This window comes from Sinorhizobium saheli (assembly GCF_001651875.1).
GTDB classification, from domain to species: domain Bacteria; phylum Pseudomonadota; class Alphaproteobacteria; order Rhizobiales; family Rhizobiaceae; genus Sinorhizobium; species Sinorhizobium saheli.
Genome location: NZ_LNQB01000068.1, coordinates 1 through 23,340, shown reverse-complemented (window position 1 = coordinate 23,340; position 23,340 = coordinate 1). Strand labels below are relative to the sequence as shown.

The window sequence follows — 23,340 nt, the reverse complement described above, 5'->3', positions numbered from 1 at the left end:
GGCACGCCGCGATTGCCCCTCACCCTAGCCCTCTCCCCGCACGCGGGGAGAGCGGACAGGGGCGGCGCGGCAATGTCCCTTCTCCCCGTCAGTACGGGGAGAAGGTGGCCGGCAGGCCGGATGAGGGGTGCTTCCTTCGCAAGGAGTCCGGGGCATGGATAAATCCACCTTCGAAGACCGCAGCACGATCACAGGCGCGATGCACGCGCCGCTGCCCCATGACAGCGCGCACAAGCATGTGGCAGGGACCGCCGACTATATCGACGACATGCCGGAACCGGTCGGCACCCTGCATGGCGCGCTCGGCCTGACGGACCGCGCCAGTGCCGAAATCCTCGAGATGGACCTCTCGGCCGTTGCCGCCCTCCCCGGCGTCGTCTGCGTATTGACGGCAGAAGACATGCCGCATGCGAACGACATCAGCCCCACCCATCTGCATGACGAGCCGGTGCTCGCCGACGGGCTGGTGCAGTTCCACGGCCAGCCGGCCTTTGCGGTGATCGCTGAGACCCGCGACATCGCCCGCCGCGCCGCGCGCATGGCGAGGATCACCTACCGCGACCTGCCGGCCGCAATCGACGTCGCCGACGCCATCGCGGCCGGTGGCGAATTCGTGACGCCGCCGCTGACACTCGCGCGCGGCGATGCCGAAGGCGAGCTTGCGCGGGCACCGCGCCGGCTCAAGGGAAGGATGCGGATCGGCGGCCAGGAGCACTTCTACCTGGAGGGGCACATCGCACTCGCCATCCCCGGCGAAGACGACGAGGTGACCGTCTGGGTCTCGACCCAGCACCCGAGCGAGGTCCAGCGCATGGTCGCACAGGTGCTCGGCGTGCCCGCAAACGCCGTCACCGTCAATGTGCGCCGCATGGGCGGCGGCTTCGGCGGCAAGGAAACGCAGGGCAACCAGTTCGCCGCACTTGCCGCCGTCGCCGCGCGGAAACTCCGCCGCGCCGTCAAGTTCCGCCCGGACCGCGACGACGACATGACCGCCACCGGCAAGCGCCACGACTTCCTCGTCGACTACGACGTCGGCTTCGATGACGAAGGCCGCATCCTCGCGGTAGAGGCGAATTACGCCGCCCGTTGCGGCTATTCCGCCGATCTCTCCGGCCCGGTCACCGACCGCGCGCTCTTCCATGCCGACAATGCCTATTTCTACCCGCATGTGAGGCTGACCTCGCAACCCTTGAAAACCAATACGGTATCCAACACGGCCTTTCGCGGCTTCGGCGGACCGCAGGGCATGCTCGGCGGCGAACGGATCATCGAGGAAATCGCCTACGCCCTCGGCAAGGACCCGCTCGACATCCGAAAGCTTAACTTCTACGGCGACAAGGATTCCGGCCGCAACGTCACGCCCTACCACCAGACGGTCGAAGACAACATCATCTCCCGGATCGTCGACGAACTGGAAGCGAGCGCCGACTATCGGGCGCGGCGGGCCGCAGTGATCGACTTCAACAGATCGAGCCGGGTGATCCGCAAGGGCATCGCGCTGACGCCGGTGAAGTTCGGCATCTCCTTCACCCTCACCCATCTCAACCAGGCGGGCGCCCTCGTCCATGTCTATACCGACGGGTCGGTGCACCTCAACCACGGCGGCACGGAGATGGGCCAGGGTGTCTACACCAAGGTCGCGCAGGTCCTCGCCGAGAGTTTCCAGATCGACATCGACCGCGTGAAGATCACCGCGACGACGACCGGCAAGGTGCCGAACACCTCGGCGACAGCGGCCTCCTCCGGTTCCGACCTCAACGGCATGGCCGCCTTCGACGCCGCCCGCCAGATCAAGGAGCGGCTTGTCGCCTTCGCGGCCGAGCGCTGGCAGACGACGGCCGAGAACGTCACCTTCGTCGCCAATCACGTCAGGATCGGCGAAGAGCTCGTTCCCTTCACGGAACTCGTTCAGCAGGCCTATGGCGCGCGCGTCCAGCTTTCCGCCGCCGGCTTCTATGCGACGCCGAAGATCCACTGGGACCGGACGACCGGCCGCGGCAACCCGTTCTACTATTTCGCCTACGGAGCCGCCGTTTCCGAAGTGTCGGTCGATACGTTGACCGGCGAATACATGGTCGACCGCGTCGACGTGCTCCACGATGTCGGCCGCTCGCTCAACCCGGCGATCGACGTCGGCCAGGTCGAGGGCGGCTTCGTCCAGGGCATGGGCTGGCTGACGACGGAAGAGCTCTGGTGGGACGAGAAGGGGCGGCTCCGCACACATGCCCCCTCCACCTACAAGATCCCGCTCGCCTCCGACCGGCCGAAGATCTTCAACGTGCGCCTTGCCGAATGGTCGGAAAACGCGGAGATGACGATCGGCCGCTCGAAGGCCGTGGGGGAGCCGCCGCTGATGCTTCCGATCTCGGTCGTCGAAGCGCTGTCAATGGCGGTCACCAGCGTCGCCGACTACCGCGCGTGCCCGCGGCTCGACACCCCGGCCACGCCGGAACGGGTGCTGCTGGCGGTGGAGCGGCTGAAAACCCAACAATGCCCCTCACCTTAACCCTCTCCCGTTTTGACGGGTAAAGGGGACGGAGGCGGTGCCGCGAGTCCCCTTCGCCCCGCCTGCGGGGAGAAGGTGGCCGGCAGGCCGGATGAGGGGCAAAAATGCCTGCCCTATCGCAGCATGTCATCGTCCATCCGCGGCATCCGCCCGTCCAGCAATCCCAAGTCCTTCTTGAGGTAATCGGAGGTCGATTCAAGGTCGAGCCTCAAGCGGCGGCCCCTCATACGGCGGAGCGCGGAAGCAGCGACGCGGATGATCCCGCCTGCTGCGGAAGACGGCTTACTTTCAACAAATTCCGATACATCGCAGGACATCTGAGCACCCTTCTGACGCGGTGAAGTTGCCTTGCAGCTTGCCCGCAAAAATGCTCGAATTCCAATCGAACATCCGTCTCTATGCATAAAGAGAGCTTATCCATGAAGATGTCGAAGCAGTTCCCGCTGAATGCGCTGAGGGTCTTCGAGGCCGCCGCCCGGCTCGGCAGCTTCACCAGGGCCGGCGCGGAACTGGGCATGACCCAGACGGCGGTCAGCTACCAGATCAAGGTGATCGAGGAGAACGTCGGCGAACCGCTGTTCCTGAGGCGGCCGCGGCAGGTCACGCTGACGGAAGTGGGCCAGCGGTTGGCGCCGAAGGTGACGGAAGCCTTCGAGATGCTGCAGGAGGCGGTTTCGACAGCCCGTGGCGACGCGGATGACACGCTGTTCGTTCACTCCACGCCGACCTTCGCTGGGCAATGGCTGGCGCGCAATATCGGCACCTTCCAGATCGCCCATCCAAACATCGCGGTGCGGCTGACAACAGGTGACAGGATCGTCGATTTCAGCGAGGAAGCGGCCGATATCGCCATTCGCTATGGTGACGGCACTTGGGCAGGGCTGACCAGCCACCCGCTGATGCGAGTGGAGTTTACGCCCATGCTGAGCCCGGCACTGGCGGAGACGATCGGCGGTGTGCATGAGCCGCGCGACCTCCTGAAACTCAGAATCATCGATCCGAACGATCCCTGGTGGACGCTCTGGTTCCGTGCCGCCGGCGGTCGACGAGCCCAGTCTCGCCGGCCGACCGGCAAGCCGGCTCGGCGCCCAATCCTTCGAGGCGCGAGCCGCGGTCGCGGGCCAGGGCGTTGCGATTCTGACGCCGGAGTTCTACAGCGACGACGTGGCGCTCGGCCGGCTTTACCAGCCCTTCGAACTGCGCTGCAGCGAGGGGCGCAACTACTGGCTCGTCTATCCGCATGCTCGGCGCAATGCGCCGAAGATCCGCGCCTTCCGCGAGTGGATCCTTGGCGAGCTCACTCCGGACAGCGCTTGAGCCGCCGGAAACACGCTAACCTCCTGCAAGCGATCGGCTCAGGGCCGCCAAACACGAGCGGCAAAATACGGCGCGAGCGATCGAAATCGCCTCTTCCCCGCTCCCGCTTTTTCTCGCAAGCTTGCCGCAACGGAGAGAAAGGGGCACCTGAATGTATGAATTCGCCATTGCCTGGGAATGGCTGGCCTTTGCCGTCCGCTGGCTGCATGTCATCACCGCCATCGCCTGGATCGGCTCATCCTTCTATTTCATCGCGCTCGATCTTGGCCTGGTGAAGCGCGACCACCTGCCCGCAGGCGCCTACGGCGAGGAATGGCAGGTGCATGGCGGCGGCTTTTATCACATCCAGAAATACCTGGTGGCCCCGGCGACGATGCCGGAACACCTCACCTGGTTCAAATGGGAGTCCTATTCGACCTGGCTCTCAGGTTTTGCGATGCTCTGCATCGTCTATTATGGCGGCGCCGATCTCTTCCTCGTCGACCGGCATGTGCTCGACGTCTCCGCGACGACGGCGATCCTGATCTCGCTTGCCTCGCTCGGCCTCGGCTGGGTCCTCTACGATCTTCTCTGCAAGTCTCCGGTCGGCAAGCACACCTGGGGGCTGATGGCGCTCCTCTATCTCGTGCTCGTCGCCATGGCCTGGGGCTATACGCAGGTCTTCACCGGCCGCGCCGCCTTCCTGCATCTCGGCGCCTTCACCGCGACGATCATGTCGGCCAACGTCTTCTTCATCATCATTCCCAACCAGAAGATCGTCGTCGCCGACCTCATCGCCGGGCGCACCCCCGATCCGAGGCTCGGCGCCCAGGCGAAGCAGCGCTCGCTGCACAACAACTACCTGACGCTGCCCGTCATTTTCTTCATGCTGTCGAATCACTATCCGCTGGCGTTTGCGACGGCCTTCAACTGGATCATCGCCGCGCTGGTCTTCCTGATGGGCGTCACCATCCGCCACTGGTTCAACACGACGCATGCGCGCAAGGGCAAGCCGACCTGGACCTGGCTCGCGACCGTCATCCTCTTCATCCTGATCATCTGGCTCTCGACCGTGCCGAAGGTGCTGACGGGCGGGGAACAGGCGGCCATCGCGCCGGCCTTCAGGCGCTTCGCCGAAAACCCGCATTTTCCGGCGGTGAAGGATGCGATCTCGACCCGCTGCAGCATGTGCCACGCGGCCGAGCCGGTCTACGAGGGCATTGCCCGGGCGCCGAACGGCGTCATACTCGAAAGCGACGCCGAGATTGCCGCCCGTGCGCGCGAAATCTATATCCAGGCCGGGCGCAGCCATGCCATGCCGCCCGGCAACCTAACCGATATGACGGCGGACGAGCGCAGGCTTCTGGCGGCCTGGTTCGAAAGCGCCGTCGGGGAGACACAATGACATCCACCCTCATCCGCGGCCGCCTGCTGAGCTTCAACCGCGCACCCGAAGACATCGACGACAGCGCCGCCTACACCTACGAGAGCGACGGCGGCCTGCTCATCGAGGACGGCGTGATCGCGGCCGCGGGCGCCTATGCGGCGGTCAAGGCCACAGCGCCTCAGGATGTCGCGGAAGTCGACCATCGGCCGCACCTGATCATGCCGGGCTTCATCGACACGCATCTGCATTTTCCCCAGATGCAGGTGATGGCCTCCTATGCGGCCGATCTCTTGGAATGGCTGAACACCTACACCTTTCCGGAGGAGTGCCGCTTCGTCGAGCCGGCCCATGCCGAGCGGATCGCCGTCCATTTCTTCGACGAGATGATCCGCCACGGCACGACGACGGCGACCGCCTATTGCTCCGTTCACAAGACCTCCGCCGACGCATTCTTCGCCGAGAGCCTGAAGCGCAACATGTGCATGATCGCCGGCAAGGTGATGATGGACCGCAACGCGCCGCAGGGCCTGCTCGACACGCCCGAGATGAGCTACGACGAGACCCGCGCGGTCATTGACGACTGGCACGGCAAGGGCCGCAACCACGTGGCCATCACCCCGCGCTTCGCCATCACCTCGACGCCGGAGCAGATGGAGGTCGCGCAATCGCTGGTCCGCGAGTTCCCCCACCTGCACGTGCAGACGCATCTCTCCGAGAACCGCGACGAGATCGCCTTCACCTCGGAGCTCTATCCGGAGGCGAAGGACTATACCGACGTCTACGCCCGCTACGGCCTGCTCGGCCCCAAAAGCCTCTTCGGCCATTGCATCCATCTGTCGGAGCGCGAGGCGGACGCGATGAGCGAGACCGGTTCGGTCGCCGTCTTCTGCCCGACCTCCAATCTCTTCCTCGGCTCCGGCCTGTTTCCGCTGCGGGCGCTGACGCGGCGGCAGAAGCCGGTGCGCGTTTCCATCGCCTCCGACATCGGCGGCGGCACCAGCTATTCGATGCTGAGGACGCTCGACGAGGCCTACAAGATCCTGCAGTTGCAGGGCGAACGGCTGAACCCCTTCGACAGCTTCCACCTGATGACCCGCGGCAATGCCGAGGCGCTTTCGCTGGCCGACCGGCTGGGCACGCTGGAGCCCGGCAGCGATGCCGACCTCGTGGTCCTCGACATGGCGGCGACGCCGGCCATGGCGCTCAGGGCCGAAGTGGTCAATTCGCTGGCGGACGAGCTCTTCCTGCTGCAGACGATGGGCGACGACCGGGCGATCGTCGAAACCTACGTCGCTGGCAAGCCCTGCAAATCCGTGCTCGGCATGAGCTGACAGGCGCCGAGGCGAGAGGTCAAATTTTTTTACCTCTTGCCCTCCGTGGCTATTACAACCCACGTCAAAAAATGGTAAGGGCTCGGCAGTCATCCAGCGATGAAGGCCGAGCCCATGACGCAAATCCTCGACATCCACGACCTCAAGGCGCTTGCCAGGCGGCGCGTCCCGAAACTCTTCTTCGACTATGCCGACAGCGGCGCCTGGACCGAGGGAACCTATCGGGCGAACGAGGAGGATTTTGCCAAGATCAAGCTGCGCCAGCGGGTTCTGGTCGACATGACCAACCGCTCGCTCGAGACGACGATGATCGGCCAGAAGGTGTCGATGCCGGTGGCGCTCGCTCCGACCGGCCTGACCGGCATGCAGCACGCCGACGGCGAAATGCTGGCGGCGCAGGCGGCGGAGGCCTATGGAGTCCCCTTCACGCTCTCGACCATGAGCATCTGCTCGATCGAGGACGTTGCATCGGTCACCACCAGGCCCTTCTGGTTCCAGCTCTATGTGATGCGCGAGCGCGGCTTCGTCCTCGACCTCATCGACCGGGCGAAGGCCGCCAAATGCTCGGCACTGGTGCTGACGCTCGACCTGCAGATCCTCGGCCAGCGCCACAAGGATCTCCGCAACGGCCTGTCGGCGCCGCCGCGGCTGACGCCGAAGCATCTGTGGATGATGGCGACGCGGCCGCGCTGGTGCATGAAGATGCTCGGCACCAAGCGGCGCACCTTCCGCAACATCGTCGGCCACGCCAAGGGCGTGAGCGAGCTTTCCTCGCTCCATTCCTGGACCGCCGAGCAATTCGATCCGCAGCTTTCCTGGAAGGATGTCGAGTGGATCAAGGAGCGCTGGGGCGGTCCGCTGATCCTCAAGGGCATTCTCGATCCGGAGGACGCCAGGATGGCGGCGAAGACCGGCGCGGACGCGATCGTGGTGTCCAACCACGGCGGCCGCCAGCTCGACGGGGCGCATTCCTCGATCAGCATGCTGCCGAAGATCGTCGATGCGGTCGGGGATCAAATCGAGGTGCATCTCGACGGCGGCATCCGCTCGGGCCAGGACGTGCTGAAGGCGATCGCGCTCGGCGCCAAGGGCACCTTCATCGGCCGTCCCTTCCTCTACGGCCTCGGCGCCATGGGCAAGGAAGGCGTGACCCTCGCGCTCGACATCATCCGCAAGGAGATGGACATCACCATGGCGCTCTGCGGCAAGCGCCGCATCACCGACGTCGGCCGCGATATCATCGCGGAGTAGGGTGGGTCACCGAGCAGGTAGCCCCGGTCGTTTGCTGCATCTCTTTAGGTCGATTTGAGCGGACATGCAGCAGGCTCCCCTCCTCAATCCGGTGCTTGCCACAGGAATTCAGCCAGCCCAAGTCCTTGGGCTGAAAGGCTCTTCCTGCGCGGTTTTCCCCAACTCCTCAACTGCCGCGATAGGTCGAATAGCCGTAGGGTGAGAGGAGCAGCGGCACGTGATAGTGGCTCTCGGGATCGGCGATCCCGAACCGCAACGGGATGAGATCGAGGAAGGCAGGCTCGGGAAGGGCGAGGCCTGCCGCGCGGAGATAGTCGCCGGCGTAAAAGACCAGTTCGTAATTCCCCGCCGTGAAACCGGCGCCCTCGATCATCGGCCCGTCGACGCGCCCGTCGCTATTGGTGCGGACGCTGCGGATCAGCCGCCGCTCCTCGCCTTCGAGCCGATAGAGATCGATCTTCAGGCCTTGAGCCGGCTTGCCGAGCGCGGTGTCGAGAACATGGGTCGTGAGACGGCCGGTCTTGCTCATCGTTCTTTCCTTCAAAGCGGATCGGGAATGACGAAAGCCTCGTCGTAGAAGAACTCCTCGAGATTGTCGCCCGGCGCTTCACGGTCGACGACGATGAAGTCGCTGGCGGCGCCGAGGGCCATCAACGGATGATGCCAGACATTGCGGCCGTAATTGACCCCCTGCCGGCCGCTCGCCAGGAAGACCCGCGGCCGGCCCGGCCGGCCGCCCTCGTCCGCGGCGACCACCACCAGCCAGGGCCGGTCATCCACCGGCGAAAAACTCTGGCTGCCGAGCGGATGACGCTCCATCATCGCGAGCGCATAGGGGAAGGCCCGCGGCTGGCCGCGAAAGATGTTGATGATGGCACCGGCACCGACGACGTCTACCCGCGCCAGCGCATGAAACCGTTCGGTATTGCCGCCGTTGATGAGGCGCATCGACGCCCGGTCGGTCTCGATGACGCTGCCGAACGGTGCAAAAGCCTCCTTCGTCAGGGGCTCGATCGAAAGCATGCGAGACATCAGGCCGTCAGTCCGACGCGCGGCCCTTCGGCACCGGGACAAGGAGACACCCCGGTTGCGCATATGGATCGGTCGGGACGGGCATCAGGCATTATCTTCTCCCGGAAGCATGGAACGAAGCCGCAGGCGGGCGATCTGCTCCACCTGCGCGCAAGCGGTTTCAAATTCCTCTTCCGGGGAATTGTCAATGCGCCTTTCGAAGGCGGCGAGGATGTCCTCCTTCGTCAATCCCTTCACCGCGATGATGAAGGGAAAGCCGAATTTCTTCATATAGGCCGCGTTGAGCTCGGTGAAGCGCTGGTGCTCCTCGGGCGACAGGCGGTCGAGTCCCGCCGATGCCTGCTCGACCGTCGAAGCGGCGGTGAGCTTGCCCGCGAGCGCCAGCTTGCCGGCGAGATCCGGATGGGCGCGCAACACCGCGCGCCGCTCGGCGGGCGAGGCCGCGCGAAAGGCGTTGCAAAGCGCCGAATGGACATTGCCGGCCGTCAGCCCTACGGAGGCCGCGCGATCGAAGGCCCGTTCCGCAACCCAGGGCGAATGCTCGAAGACGCCGCCGAAGCGGCGGACGAAATCCTCGCGCTCGGACATCAGCGCGCTCCTTCGGGCTTGTGATGCTCATACCAGTGGCGCGCGATGTCGATGCGGCGCGGCACCCAGACCTTCTCGTGCGACGTCACGTAATCGATGAAGCGGGCGAGCGCCGCTGCGCGGCCGGGCCGGCCGACGAGGCGGCAATGGAGCCCCACATTCATCATCTTCGGGCTGCCTTCCCTGCCCTCGGCGTAGAGGAAGTCGAAGGTGTCCTTGAGATAGGTGAAGAACTGGTCGCCCGAGTTGAAACCCTGATTGGTCGCAAAACGCATGTCGTTGGCGTCGAGCGTGTAGGGAATGATGAGATGCGGCTTGTCGGGCGTCAGCCCCGGCACCCAGTAGGGAAGCTCGTCCGCGTAGGAATCGCAGGAATAGAGGAAACCGCCCTCCTCGAGGACGAGCTTCAGCGTGTTGACCGAGGGCTTGCCCTGGTAGATGCCGAGCGGCCGTTCGCCGGTGAGTTCCGTGTGCAGCCGCACCACCTCGCGGATGTGCTGCCGTTCGACCTCTTCCGGAAAATCCTTGTATTCGAGCCAGCGCAGGCCGTGGCTGGCGATCTCCCAGCCCGCCTCCTTCATCGCCGCGACCGCCTCCGGATTGCGCGCCATGGCGAGCGTCACGCCATAGACCGTCAGCGTCACGCCCCGGCTCGTGAACATCCGCCACAGGCGCCAGAAGCCGGCGCGCGCGCCGTATTCGTAGATCGACTCCATGTTGAGGTTGCGCTGCCCCGGCCAGGGCTGGGCGCCGACGATCTCGGACAGGAGGCTTTCCGAGGCAGGATCGCCATCGAGAATTGAGCTCTCGCCGCCCTCTTCGTAGTTCAGGACGAACTGTACGGCGATGCGCGCATCGCCCGGCCAGTGCGGTCGCGGCGGCGTGCGGCCATAGCCGACGAGGTCGCGCGGGTAGGATTTTTCCGTCATGAAATCACCTTCGATCTTTCCGGAACGGTATCACCGCGAAGCGGATTGTCGAGATGAAAATGACGTGCCGCGCCGCGCCTCTGATCGGACGTGCAAAGGTCGTCGTTGCACCTTGAGAGGCTGCATGATGAACCGGCCCGATCCCCGGAGCCATGCGGTCGAAAGGCCGCCCGTCGCGGGCCCAAGACCGAAGGCTAGCGCAGGGCAGCGATGTGACGGGCACACGCGAAACTGTCGGGCAGGTCGCCCGTCGGCCGCCCGGCAATCTCGTCGACCACGATTCGCGCGAGGACATGCGCCAGGCCGAAACTGACCTTGAAGCCGCCGGTCAGCACGAACAGCCTTTCGTGGTCTGGATGGCGGCCGACCATGGGTTCGCGGCCCGCCGCCTTCGGACGCAGCCCCGCCCAGCGCTCGATCACCGGCGCGTGGCGCAGCACGGGCGCCAGGGCGGCCGCCCGCTCGATCAGCGCATCCAGCTGCCCGTCGGTGGAGTGCGGCTCGTCGAACGCGTTCTCGCTGGTGCTGCCGACGGCGACGTGGCCGTTTTCATGGGCAACGATATAGAGCCCGTCGGTGAAGATGATCGGCGTCGCGGGATCGATATCGGCCCTGAGCAGCGCCGCCTGGCCTTTCACCGCGCTGCCGCTCGGCGCCCGCCGCCGCTCCGACAACCGGTCCAGGAAGGCGAAGCTCTCGACGCCCGCGGCAAGGATGCAGCGATCGAACGTCAGCACGCGCCCGTCGCCAAGCGAGGCGCGGCCGCGCTCCGGGTCGATCGCGACGACATCGGCGCCCTCTTCGATCCGGACATGCGGTAGTTGCTCGAGCGCCGCCCGGAGCGTCGCAAGCAGGCGTCGCGGCGCCACCCTCGCGGCGAGCGTGTCATGGACGACACCGAAGGGTGCTGAATCGGCCGTCGGCCAGCCGTCGGCTTCGCCGTCGCGGACGTGCCAGTGGAACCGCCGCTCGCCGGCGATCCAGTGCCGCGCCGCATCCTGCTCGTGAGCGAGCGCGATGTCGCGCAGATGCGGCTTGCCGAGCGGCATGATCCGACCGCAGCGCCGGTAGCCGGCAGACACGCCCGTCGCCGACTCGAGCGCGGCGATCTCGCCTTCGAGCGCGACGAGGGCATCGAACTGCAATTGCTTCTTCGCGTTCCAGCGGTCAGGCATGTGCGGCATGAGGGCCCCGAGCAGGCCGCCACTCGCGCCGGCGCCGATCCGCCCGCGCTCGATGAGGCGCGTCTCGAGGCCTGCCCGGCCGGCCATCAACGCGGCCCAGAGCCCCATGACCCCGCCGCCGACGATCAGAACTTCACTCATCGATTGACCTTTTCGGGCCGGAGAACTATCCGCATCTCCATGACGGGAAGCGACCTCAGCCAGAGCCATCCGCCATCGCGGCAAAGCCTCGAATGGCACGACGGCGATATGCCCTATTCACGGGAATTTGGCGATCACTTTTATTGCCGCACGGACGGGCGGCTCGAATGCGGCCATGTCTTCCTCGCCGGCAACAGGCTGCCCGAGCGCTGGCGCGCAGCCGGCACCTTCACGATCGGAGAACTCGGCTTCGGCACCGGTCTCAATTTCTCGGAAACCTGGCGACGGTGGAAGGAACTGCCGGCCGCCGGCAAGCGCCTCCACTTCATCTCCTTCGAACGATTTCCGCTGCGCGCCGCCGATATCGATCGGGCGCTTTGCCACTGGCCGGAGATCGATGCGGAGCGGCAGTCGCTCGTCGCCCGTTGGCCGCGAACGCCAGAGGGCCGCGTCGATATCGACTTCAGCGAGACGGTGCGGCTCTCGGTCGTCATTGGCCCCGCGCTCGAAGGCCTCGCCGCGTCGCCTGAAACCTTCGATGCCTGGTATCTCGACGGCTTCGCGCCATCCCGCAATCCGGACATGTGGTCCGAGGAGCTGATGCGACTGGTCTTCGCCAGGACCGTCTCCGGCGGCACCTTCGCGACCTATGCCGCCGCCGGTTTCGTGCGTCGCAACCTCACGGCAGCCGGCTTCGGCGTCGAACGACTTCCGGGCTTTGCCGGAAAGCGCGAGATGCTGCGCGGCGACAAGCCGTGAGGGACTACGGCGCCGCGCGTTTTATCGACGCGCAAAGGTCGCTGCAGGACTTTGAATTGCTGCACGTCCTTGTCCTTAAAGGAGACATGCAGTAGGGGGCTCTAGCCGGGAAACACCACGGCCTTGACCGTCGCGATCAACTGGTCGGTCGGCACTGCCACGCAGTTGCGATCGATCTCGGCCAAGGTCTTTTCCTTGACCTGATTGGAAAGCAACTTCCTGAGGTCGCCCAGGGTTTTCGGGGCCGCGCAGATCACGAGGTTCTCGAAGGCGTGCTCATGCGCGTAGTGGTCGAGTTTTCCGGCGATCTCCATGGCGAAGCGGTGCTGCTCCTCGCGGACCGGATCGCTGCTGTATTCCATGGCCGAGCGGCCGAAGCCGACCGACGAGTGGCTGCGGCCGGGCTTGTCGGCCATGATGTCCTGGCGGCGTTTGGTCTCGATTTGGAATGTCTCCACTTCCGGCTGCTGGCGTCCGTCCTTCAGCAAGTTGACGTCCTTGACGATGTGCGCCGTGTTTCCATCGGCTGCCAGTATCCAAATCCGGTTCCGCACTATTTTCTCCTCGTATCTCGGGTGGCAGATAGGTCGGCGGACATGGGCGAAACAAGGTGAGCCGCGTCATGTTCCCTTTTCCCGCGAATCTTTCGCATGCGATGTCGCGCGCCCCAGCACCATTCGGGACAAGACAGGCATGAAGGCTGCGTGCCGGCTCGTACCGCTCCCGACCCGTGTTGGGCGGAGCCGGTCGACCCGGAAGACGCGGAATCCTGGGCGCAAGTCGCACCAGGCCGTCAGCAGCCAAAAGTGCCCGAAAACGCTAAGGCCGAGAGGGCAGATTGTACGCTCGGACGTTTCTTCTGCAAGGCTTTCATCTGCGATGTGAAGCCTGCGCGCATCGGCGATCGCCGGATAAGCGGGTGCCCGCCGGGAGGCAGATTTCGAGCCTGCCCTCGCCCGGGTTGCGTGAGATTTCGCGAGTGCGAAAAGATGCAGCTTGACTTTCCGAGCCAAAACGACGATCTAAAGCCCGCGTCACCTTCCGGCCGCCGCGTGAGCGCGCCCTCGGCAATGACTATTGAGCCGTGAAGAAGGAATGCGCGAACATCGCCGCGATCAGCGGCAGCACAGGCGCTTGACGACTTTCCTTAACCCACAAGTTCCCAATTCACGCGGGGTTCTTGACGCCAGACGACACCGGAATTGCATGTGAGCGATTCCGGCGGATGTGTTTGGCGCCCCCGAAAGGTATATCCCTTGTCCACATTTAAAGAGCTTGGCCTCTCCGAGCAGATCCTGGCGACCCTCTCCGCCAATGGCTTCGACAAGCCGACGCCCATCCAGACGCAGGCGATTCCGCTCGTCCTCAAAGGCCATGATCTCATCGGCCTCGCCCAGACCGGCACCGGCAAGACGGCCGCATTCGGCCTGCCGATGATCGAAAAACTCCTTGCCGACGGCCGCCGCGCCGATCCGCGAAACATCCGCGCGCTGGTGCTTGCGCCGACGCGTGAACTCGTCAACCAGATCGCCACCAATCTGAGGCTCTTCGTCAAGAACACGCCGCTCAAGATCGGCCTCGTCGTCGGTGGCGTTTCGATCAATAAGCAGACCGAACAGCTCGCCCGCGGCGTCGACATCCTCGTCGCGACTCCCGGCCGCCTGCTCGACCTCGTCGCCCGCAAGGCGGTGACGCTGACGCAAGGGCGCTATCTCGTCCTCGACGAGGCCGACCAGATGCTTGACCTCGGCTTCATCCACGACCTGCGCAAGATTTCGAAGCTGGTGCCGAAAAACCGCCAGACGCTGCTCTTCTCCGCGACGATGCCGAAGCAGATCGCCGAGCTTGCCGGCGAGTACCTGACCGACCCGCTCAAGGTCGAAGTGACGCCGCCCGGCAAGGCGGCCGACAAGGTCGAGCAGTACGTGCATTTCGTGCCCGGCAAGGACCTGAAGACGCAGATTCTCAAGCAGTCGCTCACCAGCAATCCCGACGGTCTGTCGCTGATCTTCAGCCGCACCAAGCACGGTGCGGAGAAGCTGATGAAGCATCTCGACCATGTCGGCTTCAAGGCCGCCTCCATCCACGGCAACAAGAGCCAGAACCAGCGCGAGCGCGCGCTGAAGGCTTTCCGCGACGGCGAAATCCGCGTGCTTGTCGCAACCGACGTCGCCGCCCGGGGCATCGACATTCCGGGGGTCACGCACGTCTACAACTACGACCTGCCGGAAGTGCCGGATGCCTATGTCCATCGCATCGGCCGCACGGCGCGTAACGGCCGCGACGGCGTCGCGATCGCCTTCTGCACGCCGGACGAAATCCGGCTGCTGCGCGACATCGAGAGACTGATGGGCATCGAGATCGCCGTTGCCAGCGGCGAGGCGCCGGCCGACCAGGCGCGCCCGTCCAAGGGGCGCGGCGGTCGCGGCAACGGCCAGCATCGCGGCAATGGCGGCGAGCGCCAAGGCGGCAATCAGCGCGGCAACCAACGCGGCAAGCGGCCGGCACGGGAACCGGCGGCGGCGGGCTTTGCCGGCGACGAGCTTCTGCGCGAAGACCGCCCGCAGAAGCACGAGCGCCGCGATCACCGCGCCGCGGGCCACGGCCACCAGGATGCCCGGTCGGAAGGCAACCGCAATCACGACGCCAAGAAGCACCACGGCCGCCCGGGGCCGAAGCATGATGGCCGGCGCCAGGAGCCCGGCAATCGCCGCGAAGACGGCCGGGGCATGCGCCGCGCCGACAACCGCGGCCGCCAAGGCTGACCCATACAGCGCCGCGCGTCTTGTCAGACGCGCGGTACACGACGGCAACGCAACTGAGGTTGGCGTCCGCTGCTTTTTCTCCCTCGTCCCTGTTGTCACAGGGATCCAGCAGCGCCGCGTCTGCGGCGCGGAAGAATCTCTTCAGCCCAAGGACTTGGGCTGGCTGGATTCCTGTGACAAGCACAGGAATGAGGTTCGGAGAGGAGCGTGTGCCGACCACAGCCGCCGACGCAGCAATCGGCCGCTGCCGTGCACTGTGATCTGTCGGCGAAGGTCGCTGCAGCACATTGCGTTGCGGCCCCGTTTGCTACGATCGATCGCCGCCGGCTTTTTAGAACGCGATCTCGGCGGCGGGGCGGACCTCGACCTGGGCCCGGCCCGCATCAAAGCCGTCGAGCGTTCCGTTGTGATGCGCGATGATCTCGGGAAACGACAGGCTCCCCGTATCCCCCGTCATGTGGCCATCGGCGACGAGCGTCACGTCAAATCCAAGCGAGACGGCGCGCCGCACGGTCGTATCGACGCAGAACTGAGTCATGCATCCGCCGACGACCAGATGCGTCACCGAGCGCTCCTGAAGGCGCTCTGCAAGATCGGTTTCGAAGAAGGAGTCGCAACTCGTCTTGTGCACGACAACGTCGCTTGGCCCGGGTGCGATTTCCTCGCGAATGGCCCAGCCATGGGTGCCCACGGCCAGGCGATGGTCCGGCGCGCCGTCATGCTGGACGAGCACCACCGGGATGCCGGCACGGCGGGCCTCCCGTTGAAGGATGCGCAGGCGCTCCACCGTCTCGTTGAGCGCCGCATCGATGTGCGGCTGCCGCTCCGGCGTGCCTTTTCCCGACAGGATCGCGTTTTGTACGTCGATGATCAGAAGCGCTTTGGTCATTATCGGTCGAGCTCCGGAATCCGCCTGTAATCGTTGATTGCCGCCCGTCTCAACGCGCCGCCACGCCGCTCGCGCGCTCGCCGGAGGCGGCCGGGCCCGCGACCTTGCGGTTGGTGAGATAGACACCCGTCACCGCGATGATGGTGCCGACGATCATCGGCCAGGTCAGCGCCTCGCCGAAGAAGAGCGCCGCCTGCACCGCCGCAAGCGGGGGTACGAGATAGATGAGCGATGCGGCCCGCGACACCTGGCCTCTGCGGATGAGGTAGAGGAGCAGCGCGATCGCTCCCATGGAGAGGCCGAGCACCGACCAGGCAAGGGCCGCGACGAGCTGGAGGTTCCAGGTGACGTTGAGGTCCTCGAGCATCAGCGCGAGCGGGATGGTGACGATGAGCGCGCCGGCATATTGCAGGGCCGCGATCGACCGGATGTCGCCGTTCTGCAGGTGCCGCTTCTGGTAGAGCGTTCCGTAGGTCACCGCCGCCATGCCGACGACGTTGACGATCACCGGCAGGAGGTCGATCGGCGTCGCGCCCGTATCGATCGCCAGCATCTTCGGCGCGACCGCGAGCGCGATGCCGAAGAAGCCGAGCACGAGCCCGAGCCGCTGCTGCCCGCTCAATCTTTCACCGATCAGGAACGGCGCGACCGCAGCCGTCATCAGCGGCTGCAGGCCGGCGATGATGCCGGAGATCGCCGCCGGTACGCCCTGCCCGATCGCCCACCAGACGGCACCGAGATAGAAACCGTGCAGCAGGATGCCGGAGACGACCGCATGGCCGATCACGGGCAGGGAGCGCGGCCAACGCGCGCCGGTCGCCATGCAGAAGCCGATGAAGAGCAGAATGGCGAAGCTGTAGCGCAGCGCCAGGAAGGTCAAGGGATCGGCGAAAAAGGCCGCATATTTGGCAACGACCCAGCCGGTCGACCAGAGCAGCACGAAGATGGCCGGAGCCAGGCGGGCGAGCATCATCGGCGTTTCCCTGCCACATGGCGATCCACACGGGATCGGAACCGTTGCGATAGAGGGCGCGATGCGCGCCGTCAAAGCAATTTTTCTGATGTGACCATCAGCGGATCGGAACCATCAGGCGGAGGGAAGAAGCGGACGGGGAAACGAAACCGGCCTCGTATTCTTCACGATACTGGAGACAGGTCGCGTCGACGATGTGTCCCTCGGCGGCGATCCAGTCGTACATCCGCCGGTATTGGACGAAGACGTCTCCGTCCTCCGGGTGGTGTATCGTCGTCGCGAAGAGCATGGCCGGCAGGTCCCGGTGCTCCGGCTCGGCGAATGTCGTGTGATCGTCGCCGACATAGCCGACGAGATAGCTGAAGCCCTCGGGCCGGACATTCCAGGAAAGGCCGATGAGGGCGGAATGGTCGCGCGGATGCGTCCGCCGGCGATGCTCCTGCGTCTCGGCGATCAGCCGATGGACGGCACCGTCGGCCGCTTCGACGAACGTGCCCTCCCAGATGCGACCAGTGATGCGCTGCGCCGGCCGTCGCGCGATCTCGTAGACTGCCTCCATGCCGCCATTCCCATTCCTGTCTCGGCCGTCCGCGACGCCATTCTACCACGCTCTTTGCGAGCAGGGCATGATCGGCAAGGCGCGGCCGCCGCTCCATCGCCCAAAGTTTAGGCACATGCCCATTTGCAGGTCAGGCGGCGAAGTCCGTCGCCGCGCAACGCTGGCCGGTGACGGAATCCATCCGGATGCCTTGAAGCGAAAGCGCTTTCAAATCGGCCGACGGGGATTCGCAAATTCTTGACGCACGACTGTGCACGCTTCTTGCATTGCACTCGGCGTTGTACTCAAATGGTCAAAAATAAGGGGACCACGCCTTTGGCATTTGACGAAATGATCAATGCGGACAGCAGTCCGCGCCAGCCATATTCGACTTATCATCAATGGTATGCCAGCCAGGACAGAAACCGGCTCATAGCGAAATCGAAAGAAGCGGAAAACATCTTCCGTAAGACGGGCATCACCTTCGCGGTCTACGGACACGCCGATTCCTCCGAAAAGCTCATCCCCTTCGACCTCATTCCGCGCATCATTTCCGGCCGCGAGTGGCGCCGCCTCGCCCAGGGAATCGAGCAGCGCGTCATCGCGCTCAACGCCTTCCTCGACGACATTTACCACAAGCAGGAGATCATCCGCGCCGGCCGCATCCCGCGCGAGCTGATCGAGAAGAACGATGCCTTCCTGCCGCAGATGATCGGCTTCCGGCCGCCGGGCGGCGTCTACACCCACATCGTCGGCACCGACATCGTGCGCACCGGCGAGGACCAGTTCTACGTGCTGGAGGACAATGCCCGCACGCCGTCGGGCGTCAGCTACATGCTGGAAAACCGCGAAACCATGATGCAGATGTTCCCGGAGCTCTTCCATGAGAACCGGGTCCGGCCGGTGGAGAACTACCCCTACCTGCTGCGCCAGAGCCTGTCGTCGCTCGCGCCCCCCGGCTGCACCGGCAAGCCGCGCGTCGCCGTGCTCACCCCCGGCATCTACAATTCGGCCTTCTACGAGCATGCCTTCCTCGCCGACATGATGGGGGTCGAGCTGGTCGAGGGCTCGGACCTGCGCGTCATCGACGGCAAGGTGAAGATGCGCACGACGCGCGGCTATGAGGCGATCGACGTGCTCTACCGCCGCGTCGACGACGACTTCCTCGACCCCCTCACCTTCCGGCCGGATTCGGCCCTCGGCATTCCCGGCATCATGGACGTCTATCGCGCCGGCAATATCACCATCGCCAACGCGCCCGGCACCGGCATCTCCGACGACAAGGCGATCTATTCCTACATGCCGGAGATAGTCGAGTTCTATACCGGCCGCAAGCCGCTGCTCGAGAACGTCCCGACCTGGCGCTGCTCGGAGCCGCAGAGCCTCAAATACGTGCTCGAGCATCTCGAGGAACTCGTCGTCAAGGAGGTGCACGGCTCCGGCGGCTACGGCATGCTCGTCGGCCCGACGGCGAACAAGCGGGAGCGCGCCGCCTTCGCCGAGAAACTCAAGGAGCGCCCCGGCAATTATATCGCCCAGCCGACACTGTCGCTCTCGACCGTGCCGATCCTCGTCAACAAGGGCATCGCGCCGCGGCACGTCGATTTGCGTCCCTACGTTCTCGTCTCGGACAAGGTGCAGATCATTCCCGGCGGCCTGACGCGGGTCGCGCTGAAGGAGGGCTCGCTGGTGGTGAATTCCAGCCAGGGCGGCGGCACCAAGGATACCTGGGTACTGGAGGACTGAGGCCATGTTGGGAAGAACTGCAAACGGCCTCTACTGGATGTTCCGATATATCGAGCGCGCCGAGAACGGCGCCCGCCTGATCGACGCCGGCCTGCGCATGTCGCTGACGCGCAGCGCATCGACGGAGGGCGACTGGGACGGCGTGCTGCAGAGCGCCGGCGTGCGCGAGCTTTACGACGAGGTGCACGACACACTGACGAGCGCCGACGCCATCGATTTCCTGCTGCGCGACCGCGCCAATCCCTCGAGCGTCATGTCCTGCATCGAGGCGGGCCGCCACAATGCCCGCATGGTCCGCACCGCGCTGACGCGGGAGACCTGGGAGGCGACCAACGAATGCTGGATCGAGATGAGGGCCTTGCTCGCCAAGAAGGCGCGGCCCGCCGACATGCCCGAGATCATCGACGCCATCAAGCGCCGGGCCGGCCTCATCCGCGGCGCCTTCCACGGCACGATGCTCAGGAACGAGATCTTCAACTTCTCGCGGATCGGCACCTTCATCGAGAGGGCCGACAACACCGCCCGCATCCTCGACGTGAAATATTACGTCCTGCTGCCGGCGGTCTCCGCCGTCGGGTCGTCGATGGACAATGTGCAATGGGAGTCGATCCTGCGCTCGGTCTCGGCGCACCGGGCCTATGGCTGGGTCTATGACGCCGAGCTCAGGCCCGCGAACATCGCCGACTTCCTGATCTCGAACGGCCGCATGCCGCGCTCGCTCGCCTATTGCTACGAGAAGATCGTCAGCAATCTCGGCTACCTCGCGCGCGAATACGGCGAACGGCATGCGGCTCACGAGACCGCGGAACAGACGCTCGAATCGCTTCGCAATCGATCGATCGACGACATCATGGATCAGGGGCTGCACGAATATTTGGAAGAGTTCATCAGCCACAACAACCGTCTGGGGCAGGAAATCACCGACGGCTACCGGTTCTACCACTGAGGCTGAGGAGATTGGGATGCACCTGAAAATCAGCCACACGACCGAGTACCATTACGACGAGCCGGTGCCCTATGCGCTGCAGCGCCTGCGCCTGACGCCGACGACACAGCCGGGCCAGACGGTCCTGAACTGGCGCACGCTCGTCGAGGGTGCCGTCGTCGAGGTCGCCTATGACGATCACTTCGGCAATCGCACGCATCTCGTCAGCATCGATGCCGACCGGAAGACCTTCCGGATCGAGGCGAGCGGCGAGGTCGATACGGAGGATAAGGCCGGCGTCTTCGGGCCGCACCATTCCCATGTGCCGCTCTGGCTCTATCTGCGCGAGACGCCGCTGAGCAAGGCAGGCAAGCTTGTCCGCGATCTCGCGAAATCGGCCGAAGGCGAGACTGACCTCGAGCGCATGCATGCGCTGATGGCGATGATCCACGAGACGGTCGAATACAAGTCGGGCGAGACGCTCACGGACACCAGCGCGGAGGAGGCTCTGGCGCGCGGCAAAGGCGTCTGCCAGGACCACGCCCACATCCTCATCGCCGCCGCCCGCACGCTTGGCCACCCGGCCCGCTACGTCTCCGGCTACCTGATGGTGGAGGGTGATCCCGAACAGACCGCGAGCCACGCCTGGGCCGACATCCATATTCCCGGCCTCGGCTGGGTCGGCTTCGACCCCGCCAACAAGATCTGCCCCGACGACCGCTACGTCCGCATCGCCTCTGGCCTCTGCTACCGCGACGCCGCACCGGTCTCCGGACTGGTGCACGGTGTGGCAAGCGAGACCTTGAAGGTGGCGGTGACGGTGGAGCGGCAGGGGCAGACGCAAAGTCAGAGGCAAGGCGAGCAGAGCCAGGCGCAGAGCCAGTAAACGTCGGGCGGGCCCATTTCGCCCTTCATCCGGCCTGTCGGCACTTTCTCCCCGCAGGCGGTCGCAACGCAAGCGGGGCGAAGGAGACGCGTCGCACCGCCCCAGCCTCCTCTCCTGAGCCACGGAAGAAAGGGCGAGCGGCGAACTCCAAATCCCCTCCCCCCCCCCCAGAACGATGTCAGGACGGGGAGAGGGTCAGGGTGAGGGGCAAATGCGCCCGGGACTTCAGACAGTTCAGCCTATTTCCATCAATGGCTGTCGCGATCCATCGGGATGCGGTCGCCGCGCGCGCCGACGAGGAAGTCGAGGTCGGCGCCGGAGTCGGCCTGCATGACGGTCTTGATGTAGAGGCCGCCATAGCCGCCGGTGAGCGGCTTGACCGGAGAAACCCAGGCGGCACGGCGGCGGGCGAGTTCCTCGTCCGAGACATGCAGGTGCAGCTTGCGGTTCGGGATATCGACCTCGATCACGTCGCCGTTCTCGACGAGCGCCAGCGGCCCGCCTTCGGCAGCCTCAGGCGCCGTGTGGAGGATGACCGTGCCGTAGGCCGTCCCCGACATGCGTGCATCCGAAATGCGGATCATGTCGGTGATGCCTTTCTTCAGCACCTTCGGCGGCAGGCCCATGTTGCCGACCTCGGCCATGCCGGGATATCCCTTCGGGCCGCAATATTTCAGCACCATGATGCAGTTCTCGTCGATGTCGAGATCGTCCCGGTTGATGCGGGCGTGATAGTCCTCGATGCTCTCGAAGACGACCGCGCGTCCCTTGTGCTGCATCAGATGCGGCGAGGCGGCCGAGGGCTTCAGGACGGCGCCGCGCGGCGCGAGGTTGCCGCGCAGCACGGCAATGCCGCCCGACTTCGTCAAGGCGTTCTCCGGCGACAGGATGACGTCGTCATTGTAGTTGACGACGCCCTTGACGTCGTTCCAGATCGTGTCGCCGCTGACGGTGATGGCATCGTTGTGCAGGAGCCCCATCTCGGCGACCGCCTTGATGACGACCGGCAGGCCGCCGGCATAATAGAACTCCTCCATCAGATACTTGCCGGAGGGCTGCAGGTTGACGATCGTCGGCACGTCGCGGCCGAGCCTGTCCCAGTCGTCCAGCGTCAGGTCGACGCCGACACGGCCGGCAAGCGCCAGGAGGTGCAGCACCGCATTGGTCGAGCCGCCGACGGCGCCGTTGACGCGGATGGCGTTCTCGAAGGCCTGCTTGGTCAGGATGTCGGAAGGCTTCAGGTCTTCCTTGACCATCTCGACGATGCGGCGGCCGGTAAGCTGCGAGATCACCCGCCGGCGCGCGTCGACCGCGGGGATGGCGGCGTTGCCCGAGAGCGTCATGCCGAGCGCTTCGGCCATCGACGCCATGGTCGAGGCCGTGCCCATGGTCATACAGCTTCCTGCCGAGCGGGCCATGCCCTGCTCGGCATCCATGAACTCCTCTAGCGTCATCTCGCCGGACTTGACCATTTCGGAGAACTGCCAGACCGCGGTGCCGGAGCCGACATCCTTGCCGCGCCATTTGCCATTCAGCATCGGACCGCCCGAGACGACGATCGCCGGGATGTCGACGCTTGCCGCACCCATCAGAAGGCTGGGCGTGGTCTTGTCGCAGCCGCCGAGCAGCACGACGCCATCGACCGGATTGCCGCGGATCGCCTCTTCGACGTCCATGGCCGCGAGGTTGCGGAACATCATCGCCGTCGGACGCAGCGTGCTCTCACCGGTCGAGAACACCGGGAACTCGACCGGGAAGCCGCCGGCCTCGTACACGCCACGCTTCACCCGCTCCGCAAGATCGCGCAGGTGCGCGTTGCACGGGGTCAGTTCCGACCAGGTGTTGCAGATGCCGATGATCGGCCGGCCGTCGAAGGTATCGGCAGGAAGCCCCTGGTTCTTCATCCACGAGCGATGCATGATGGCGTTCTTGCCAGTTCCCCCGAACCATTCCTGCGAACGGAGCTTACGCGGCCACTCAGCTTTCTTCTTCATCTCTTCTTCCTTCTGGCCCTGGTCGGGCGGAAACATGGGGGCGTCGGAGCGGGCGGTTCCGCCCGTCTCCTCACCCCCTGCTCGTCAAGCCAGCGTGTAGGCGGTCTTGACGGTCGTGTAGAATTCGGCGGCGTATCTTCCCTGCTCGCGCGGGCCGTAGGACGAGCCCTTGCGGCCGCCGAACGGCACGTGGAAATCGACGCCGGCCGTCGGCAGGTTG

At 65.2% G+C, this 23,340-nt stretch carries 21 protein-coding genes and 1 pseudogene; 10 read left to right on the top strand and 12 right to left on the bottom strand.

Annotated features, from left to right (window positions below; genetic code table 11):
- Window positions 1-154: 154 nt before the first annotated feature.
- The 5 genes and pseudogenes from xdhB to ATB98_RS09410 all read left to right on the top strand — a co-directional run bounded on the left by xdhB (window position 155) and on the right by ATB98_RS09410 (window position 7,771).
- The gene (gene xdhB, locus ATB98_RS09435; RefSeq protein WP_066872481.1) at window positions 155-2,506 is read left to right on the top strand and encodes a xanthine dehydrogenase molybdopterin binding subunit; all 2,352 of its coding nucleotides are present in this window, start codon (window positions 155-157) and stop codon (window positions 2,504-2,506) included.
- 419 nt (window positions 2,507-2,925) lie between these two features.
- Window positions 2,926-3,823: pseudogene (locus tag ATB98_RS09425) on the top strand (LysR substrate-binding domain-containing protein).
- A gap of 151 nt (window positions 3,824-3,974) precedes the next feature.
- Window positions 3,975-5,207 (top strand): urate hydroxylase PuuD, encoded by a 1,233-nt coding sequence (locus ATB98_RS09420; RefSeq protein ID WP_066872474.1) that lies wholly within the window; start codon window positions 3,975-3,977, stop codon window positions 5,205-5,207.
- Window positions 5,204-6,520, top strand: a complete 1,317-nt coding sequence (guaD, locus tag ATB98_RS09415; protein WP_066872471.1) for a guanine deaminase — start codon at window positions 5,204-5,206, stop codon at window positions 6,518-6,520. Before ATB98_RS09420 ends, guaD begins: the two co-directional genes overlap by 4 nt.
- A gap of 114 nt (window positions 6,521-6,634) precedes the next feature.
- A complete protein-coding gene (locus tag ATB98_RS09410) occupies window positions 6,635-7,771 on the top strand; it encodes an alpha-hydroxy acid oxidase (protein WP_066872769.1) in 1,137 nt (378 codons plus the stop codon).
- Between the two features lie 166 nt (window positions 7,772-7,937).
- Here ATB98_RS09410 and uraH read toward each other — a convergent pair whose 3' ends face one another.
- The 5 genes from uraH to ATB98_RS09385 form a co-directional block, all read right to left on the bottom strand.
- Window positions 7,938-8,300, bottom strand: a complete 363-nt coding sequence (gene uraH / locus ATB98_RS09405) for a hydroxyisourate hydrolase (RefSeq protein WP_066872467.1) — start codon at window positions 8,298-8,300, stop codon at window positions 7,938-7,940.
- An 11-nt stretch (window positions 8,301-8,311) separates the two neighbouring features.
- Window positions 8,312-8,803: an ureidoglycolate lyase gene (locus tag ATB98_RS09400; RefSeq protein WP_066872464.1), complete on the bottom strand. Its 492-nt coding sequence runs from the start codon at window positions 8,801-8,803 to the stop codon at window positions 8,312-8,314.
- Window positions 8,804-8,887: 84 nt separating this feature from the next.
- The gene (gene uraD, locus ATB98_RS09395) at window positions 8,888-9,391 is read right to left on the bottom strand and encodes a 2-oxo-4-hydroxy-4-carboxy-5-ureidoimidazoline decarboxylase (RefSeq protein ID WP_066872461.1); all 504 of its coding nucleotides are present in this window, start codon (window positions 9,389-9,391) and stop codon (window positions 8,888-8,890) included.
- Window positions 9,391-10,320, bottom strand: coding sequence for an allantoinase PuuE (gene puuE / locus ATB98_RS09390; RefSeq protein WP_066872457.1), 930 nt, complete (start codon window positions 10,318-10,320; stop codon window positions 9,391-9,393). Before puuE ends, uraD begins: the two co-directional genes overlap by 1 nt.
- A gap of 194 nt (window positions 10,321-10,514) precedes the next feature.
- Window positions 10,515-11,645: an NAD(P)/FAD-dependent oxidoreductase gene (locus ATB98_RS09385; protein WP_066872454.1), complete on the bottom strand. Its 1,131-nt coding sequence runs from the start codon at window positions 11,643-11,645 to the stop codon at window positions 10,515-10,517.
- Between the two features lie 39 nt (window positions 11,646-11,684).
- Between ATB98_RS09385 and mnmD the strand changes: the two genes are divergently transcribed.
- Window positions 11,685-12,404 (top strand): tRNA (5-methylaminomethyl-2-thiouridine)(34)-methyltransferase MnmD, encoded by a 720-nt coding sequence (gene mnmD, locus ATB98_RS09380; protein WP_066872449.1) that lies wholly within the window; start codon window positions 11,685-11,687, stop codon window positions 12,402-12,404.
- Between the two features lie 101 nt (window positions 12,405-12,505).
- Here the strand turns inward: mnmD and ATB98_RS09375 are convergent, their stop codons facing one another.
- Together ATB98_RS09375 and ATB98_RS30540 are read right to left on the bottom strand one after the other, a co-directional pair.
- Window positions 12,506-12,958, bottom strand: a complete 453-nt coding sequence (locus ATB98_RS09375) for a host attachment protein (protein ID WP_066872446.1) — start codon at window positions 12,956-12,958, stop codon at window positions 12,506-12,508.
- A gap of 66 nt (window positions 12,959-13,024) precedes the next feature.
- On the bottom strand, window positions 13,025-13,417 hold the full coding sequence (locus tag ATB98_RS30540; protein WP_153435604.1) for a WYL domain-containing protein: 393 nt from the start codon (window positions 13,415-13,417) through the stop codon (window positions 13,025-13,027).
- A 243-nt stretch (window positions 13,418-13,660) separates the two neighbouring features.
- Here ATB98_RS30540 and ATB98_RS09370 point away from each other — a divergent pair, with 243 nt between their 5' ends.
- On the top strand, window positions 13,661-15,169 hold the full coding sequence (locus tag ATB98_RS09370; protein ID WP_066872443.1) for a DEAD/DEAH box helicase: 1,509 nt from the start codon (window positions 13,661-13,663) through the stop codon (window positions 15,167-15,169).
- A 331-nt stretch (window positions 15,170-15,500) separates the two neighbouring features.
- On the opposite strand, the gene ATB98_RS09365 is transcribed toward ATB98_RS09370, so the two are convergent.
- The 3 genes from ATB98_RS09365 to ATB98_RS09355 form a co-directional block, all read right to left on the bottom strand.
- Window positions 15,501-16,058: a cysteine hydrolase family protein gene (locus ATB98_RS09365; RefSeq protein WP_066872440.1), complete on the bottom strand. Its 558-nt coding sequence runs from the start codon at window positions 16,056-16,058 to the stop codon at window positions 15,501-15,503.
- A gap of 49 nt (window positions 16,059-16,107) precedes the next feature.
- Window positions 16,108-17,028, bottom strand: coding sequence for a DMT family transporter (locus ATB98_RS09360; protein ID WP_066872766.1), 921 nt, complete (start codon window positions 17,026-17,028; stop codon window positions 16,108-16,110).
- A gap of 100 nt (window positions 17,029-17,128) precedes the next feature.
- The gene (locus tag ATB98_RS09355) at window positions 17,129-17,590 is read right to left on the bottom strand and encodes a GyrI-like domain-containing protein (protein ID WP_066872438.1); all 462 of its coding nucleotides are present in this window, start codon (window positions 17,588-17,590) and stop codon (window positions 17,129-17,131) included.
- A gap of 330 nt (window positions 17,591-17,920) precedes the next feature.
- Between ATB98_RS09355 and ATB98_RS09350 the strand changes: the two genes are divergently transcribed.
- From ATB98_RS09350 to ATB98_RS09340, 3 genes are read left to right on the top strand one after another with little or no spacing between them, the layout of a single operon-like run.
- Window positions 17,921-19,315, top strand: a complete 1,395-nt coding sequence (locus ATB98_RS09350; RefSeq protein WP_066872435.1) for a circularly permuted type 2 ATP-grasp protein — start codon at window positions 17,921-17,923, stop codon at window positions 19,313-19,315.
- A gap of 4 nt (window positions 19,316-19,319) precedes the next feature.
- Entirely contained in the window at window positions 19,320-20,261 is a 942-nt protein-coding gene (locus tag ATB98_RS09345) for an alpha-E domain-containing protein (protein WP_066872432.1), read from the top strand.
- Between the two features lie 16 nt (window positions 20,262-20,277).
- Window positions 20,278-21,126 (top strand): transglutaminase family protein, encoded by an 849-nt coding sequence (locus ATB98_RS09340; RefSeq protein ID WP_066872429.1) that lies wholly within the window; start codon window positions 20,278-20,280, stop codon window positions 21,124-21,126.
- A gap of 248 nt (window positions 21,127-21,374) precedes the next feature.
- Here the strand turns inward: ATB98_RS09340 and araD are convergent, their stop codons facing one another.
- Entirely contained in the window at window positions 21,375-23,120 is a 1,746-nt protein-coding gene (gene araD / locus ATB98_RS09335; protein ID WP_066872763.1) for an L-arabinonate dehydratase, read from the bottom strand.
- Between the two features lie 84 nt (window positions 23,121-23,204).
- A partial coding sequence (locus tag ATB98_RS09330; RefSeq protein WP_157111034.1) for an aldehyde dehydrogenase family protein occupies window positions 23,205-23,340 on the bottom strand: 136 nt, incomplete at its 5' end.

Coding starts and splice junctions, on each gene's coding strand:
- ATB98_RS09420 (WP_066872474.1), top strand. CDS start 3,975: ATGTATGAATTCGCCATTGCCTGGGAATGGCTGGCCTTTGCCGTCCGC.
- puuE (WP_066872457.1), bottom strand. CDS start 10,320: ATGACGGAAAAATCCTACCCGCGCGACCTCGTCGGCTATGGCCGCACG.
- ATB98_RS09350 (WP_066872435.1), top strand. CDS start 17,921: ATGATCAATGCGGACAGCAGTCCGCGCCAGCCATATTCGACTTATCAT.
- uraH (WP_066872467.1), bottom strand. CDS start 8,300: ATGAGCAAGACCGGCCGTCTCACGACCCATGTTCTCGACACCGCGCTC.
- xdhB (WP_066872481.1), top strand. CDS start 155: ATGGATAAATCCACCTTCGAAGACCGCAGCACGATCACAGGCGCGATG.
- araD (WP_066872763.1), bottom strand. CDS start 23,120: ATGAAGAAGAAAGCTGAGTGGCCGCGTAAGCTCCGTTCGCAGGAATGG.
- ATB98_RS09400 (WP_066872464.1), bottom strand. CDS start 8,803: ATGTCTCGCATGCTTTCGATCGAGCCCCTGACGAAGGAGGCTTTTGCA.
- mnmD (WP_066872449.1), top strand. CDS start 11,685: ATGACGGGAAGCGACCTCAGCCAGAGCCATCCGCCATCGCGGCAAAGC.
- uraD (WP_066872461.1), bottom strand. CDS start 9,391: ATGTCCGAGCGCGAGGATTTCGTCCGCCGCTTCGGCGGCGTCTTCGAG.
- ATB98_RS09365 (WP_066872440.1), bottom strand. CDS start 16,058: ATGACCAAAGCGCTTCTGATCATCGACGTACAAAACGCGATCCTGTCG.
- ATB98_RS09340 (WP_066872429.1), top strand. CDS start 20,278: ATGCACCTGAAAATCAGCCACACGACCGAGTACCATTACGACGAGCCG.
- ATB98_RS09360 (WP_066872766.1), bottom strand. CDS start 17,028: ATGCTCGCCCGCCTGGCTCCGGCCATCTTCGTGCTGCTCTGGTCGACC.
- ATB98_RS09385 (WP_066872454.1), bottom strand. CDS start 11,645: ATGAGTGAAGTTCTGATCGTCGGCGGCGGGGTCATGGGGCTCTGGGCC.
- ATB98_RS09345 (WP_066872432.1), top strand. CDS start 19,320: ATGTTGGGAAGAACTGCAAACGGCCTCTACTGGATGTTCCGATATATC.
- ATB98_RS09410 (WP_066872769.1), top strand. CDS start 6,635: ATGACGCAAATCCTCGACATCCACGACCTCAAGGCGCTTGCCAGGCGG.
- guaD (WP_066872471.1), top strand. CDS start 5,204: ATGACATCCACCCTCATCCGCGGCCGCCTGCTGAGCTTCAACCGCGCA.
- ATB98_RS09355 (WP_066872438.1), bottom strand. CDS start 17,590: ATGGAGGCAGTCTACGAGATCGCGCGACGGCCGGCGCAGCGCATCACT.